Annotated in this window: 4 protein-coding genes; 2 read left to right on the top strand and 2 right to left on the bottom strand. The window is 58.8% G+C overall.

All coding sequences use genetic code 11. The features are described 5' to 3' along the window. Positions 1-356, top strand: a 356-nt coding sequence (locus NP596_RS20730; RefSeq protein ID WP_256617288.1) for a hypothetical protein, incomplete at its 5' end; no start/stop codon positions are given. Between the two features lie 5 nt (positions 357-361). Here NP596_RS20730 and NP596_RS20725 read toward each other — a convergent pair. Further along, the gene (locus tag NP596_RS20725; RefSeq protein ID WP_256617287.1) at positions 362-949 is read right to left on the bottom strand and encodes a chorismate--pyruvate lyase family protein; all 588 of its coding nucleotides are present in this window, start codon (positions 947-949) and stop codon (positions 362-364) included. 110 nt (positions 950-1,059) lie between these two features. On the opposite strand from NP596_RS20725, the gene NP596_RS20720 reads away from it, so the two are divergent. Further along, entirely contained in the window at positions 1,060-1,803 is a 744-nt protein-coding gene (locus NP596_RS20720) for an MgtC/SapB family protein (RefSeq protein WP_256617286.1), read from the top strand. A gap of 19 nt (positions 1,804-1,822) precedes the next feature. On the opposite strand, the gene NP596_RS20715 is transcribed toward NP596_RS20720, so the two are convergent. Beyond that, positions 1,823-3,176 (bottom strand): hypothetical protein (locus NP596_RS20715; RefSeq protein WP_256617285.1); only part of this gene is annotated, 1,354 nt, incomplete at its 5' end.

The following is a 3,176-nucleotide window of genomic DNA, read 5'->3' as shown; positions in this document are numbered from 1 at the left end:
CGGCGCCGGCCTTGCCGCAAGCGTTGGCGCTGTCGCCGGTGCGGGATCCGTTCAGCCCCAGCACGCTGATGTACGATAGCGCCAGCGCCGGCAACAATCCCGGCAATTACGGCTTTTTTCCGTCGCAGGCCGGCGGCAAGATACCGGAAATGAAATTGCGCGGGCTGTTGAGCCAAAACGGCGAATTCATCGCCTTGCTGGAAATCAAGGGCTTCGGTACTTTCATGGTGCGGGAGGGCGATGAGTTCACCGTCGATCCGGCGCAACCGAAAAATGCCATCCGTATCGATAAAATCACCCGGCTCAGCGTGACGGTCGAAACGGGGATGCTGGGTTCGATCAGGGTGTTGCGGTAATTTGCCTACGCCGCGCCGCCGGTAGCGGCCGGTTGCGCTTCCAGCACGGCCGGCAGGAAAAATTCGCTGACCAGTAAAGGCTGGCGGTGAATCGCATACAGCGTGCGCCGCCCCCAGACACCCGGTTCAATTTCAAACCCGCCTTGCACCGCCGCCGACCAGCAATTGGCCGCCGCCGCGCTGAAATAGCGTTGCCGCAACTCCAAATCCGGATAAGCGAAAATCACTTCGCCCAGGGGCCGGGTGCCCAGATGAGACAGATTGCGGTGGGCGATGCGGATGGTCTGTTCGGGCAGTACGGTGCGGGCCAGCACCAAGGGTTTACCGTCCGCATGCAACAGCACTTCCCGAATCAAATGATAGCGATGGTGGGGCACCTGCAAGGCTTGGCATTCCTCGGCAAAGGCCGGTTTCCAATGGTGGAACAACAGCTTGACGGCCAGACGGTTGCCGTATACGCCGCGCAGGCGTTTGGTCAAGGAGCCGGTTTCGTTCAACCAGGGGCGCAGTGGCGCCGGCGGTTGCGCGTCCGCGCCGCGCAACTGGGTTTTCCATTGCGGCGGGCGGCTGAATAAATAACTGATAGTGGACAAAGGCGTGAAAGATAAGCGGGCTAAAAGCACATGGGCGAATTAATTAAGCCTATTGTACCGATTGTTTTGCTATTGTTTAAAAACTGATTACCGCCTAGCCACGACCTACCATGAACGCCACCCTGGAAAACCTGTTTCAATACTGTACCCTGCCGCAAACCCAAGCCAATGCGATGATCATAGGCAACATATTGGTGGCGTTTTTATTGGGCATTATCGCCGGCTACGAACGTTCTTATCATGGGCGGGCGGCGGGCATGCGCACTTACGGCCTGGTTTGCATGGCATCCTCGGCGGTGACGGTGATTGCCGGTTTTCCGGATTTTTGGTACGGCGGCTTGCAAAGCCTGCCGGTGGCCGCCGAGCCCACCCGCGTGATACAGGGGGTGGTGACCGGGATAGGCTTTCTGGGGGCCGGGGTGATCATGCGCGAAGGCCTGAACATCAGCGGCTTGACCACGGCGGCTTCGATATGGTCCGCGGCGGCGATAGGGGTACTGTGCGGCTCGGGGTTTTATCTGGCCGCGGTGGTTTTGACCCTGCTGTCCTTGCTGGCCATGATTTGGGGCGTGCAGTTGGAAAATATATTGCCATCGCGGCATGCGGTGGTGGTGACCTTGTATTTCGATTTGCATTGGCTACCGAACGAACTGGAAATTAAGGCGCTGGTCGCCGACCTGGGCTACCGCATCGCCGAAGGCTCCACCAGCATTCAATATCGAAATCGGCATCAGGAATGGCATTTGGTGCTGTTGGCGGCCTCCAGCCAAAAAGTGTCCTTGCCGCAATTGGCCGCCCAGTTGCATCGGCAACCCACCTTGAAGGGGTTTCAGGTGGCCTATGCCAGAAATTAAACCGCTTGGGCCCTGGGTTTCAAGCGCCGTTCAGCAGCGCTTTCAGAACGGCGCCGGCCGAATCTTCGGTTTTTTTACCGCTGTCTATCCAGTCGATTTTCAGCCGGCTGTCCGCCAGCAGCCGTTCGGCGCCGGTTTTGTCGGTGTCGGCGTCGAACAGGACCACCAGTTTTTGCAAATGGGCTTGCCGCGCCAACACCGAGAGTTCATGGCTGCAACCGGCCCGGTCGGCGCTGTAACCGCGCAAATCCATCAACACCCGGTCGGCTTTGCCGACCAGGGCCGCCAGCACCATTTTCCATGTGTTGTCGAAGCAAAAAAATTCGTTGACCCGATAGCGGCCGTCCGGATCGCTGCTTAAATCCAGCGAACTTAACGCTTGCTGTAAGCCGGCGTTATCGTTAATAAAACGTTCTCGCAGGCGGCCGCTCAAGAAACCGAACAATTCGTCCGGCTCCAGGTTGCGCAGGGCCAAGTCCTTGCCGGCAATCAGCAAGGTGTTGCCCGAGTAGCGCCACTGTTCGACAACCTGGTCGAACAGGGCTTCGATACCGCGGTCGCCGCGAAATACCCGTAGCAGCAACAGGGTGGGCGGTTGATGGCGGGGTTGCAACGCCGGCTTCATCGCCAGCGTAAACAGCGGAAACAGTAGGCCGGCCAGCAACAGGTTATAAGCCCGCCAACCCATGGAATGGCTCAAGGTCAGGGCCTGGATTAATAGCGTAATGAGCCACAGACCGGCCGCCAGATACAGCGGTTCGGAAAAGGCCTTGCGTTGGTAGGCGGCCGCCAGCCGGCGGGCAATAAAGCGGACCGGAAAAAACGCCGCCAGCCAGGGCACTATGCTGAACAGGCCGAATACCACGTTGACGTTGGTCAGCATCAATAAATCCACCACCCAGCTGTCGATGCCGTCGCCCAGGCTATGTTCCAGGGCGTTCAAGCCCAGCAGGGACGACAGCGTTAAGGCGAAAAACACCAGGATCAGGTAAGGGCCGGTGCTGCGCAAGGTCGGCCCGGTCATGAAAAACACGATCAGCAGCAGCGGCAATTGTTCCGAGAACAACCACAGCAATACCGGCAGGAATTGCTGATTTTCGTTGGAATTCAGCATCACGATGACGCTGGAAAGCGCGACGTATTGCAGCGATATGAAAAAAATCCTGCCGCGCGGCCAGCGCTCCAATAGGCCTATGGTCGGCACCACCGGCCAGGCAAATACCAGCGTCAGCGTGAACAGCCGCCGCCAGCTGAAACCGGAGGCGACGTAAGCGCCCTGGGCGACGGCGGCAATGATGGCGGCGAATATCAGACACATCAACGCCAGGGCCAGACGCAGGTTTCGTCTGGCGGCCCGGTTTTGCGCCGGCAGT

Source organism: Methylomonas rivi, assembly GCF_024505165.1.
Lineage (GTDB): Bacteria > Pseudomonadota > Gammaproteobacteria > Methylococcales > Methylomonadaceae > Methylomonas > Methylomonas rivi.
Note: the sequence above shows the minus strand (reverse complement) of the source record. Positions and strands in the feature narration are given on the sequence as shown.

What these genes read in the sequence shown, in the direction of transcription:
- NP596_RS20720 (WP_256617286.1), top strand. Translation starts at nt 1,060, where the DNA reads ATGAACGCCACCCTGGAAAACCTGTTTCAATACTGTACCCTGCCGCAA.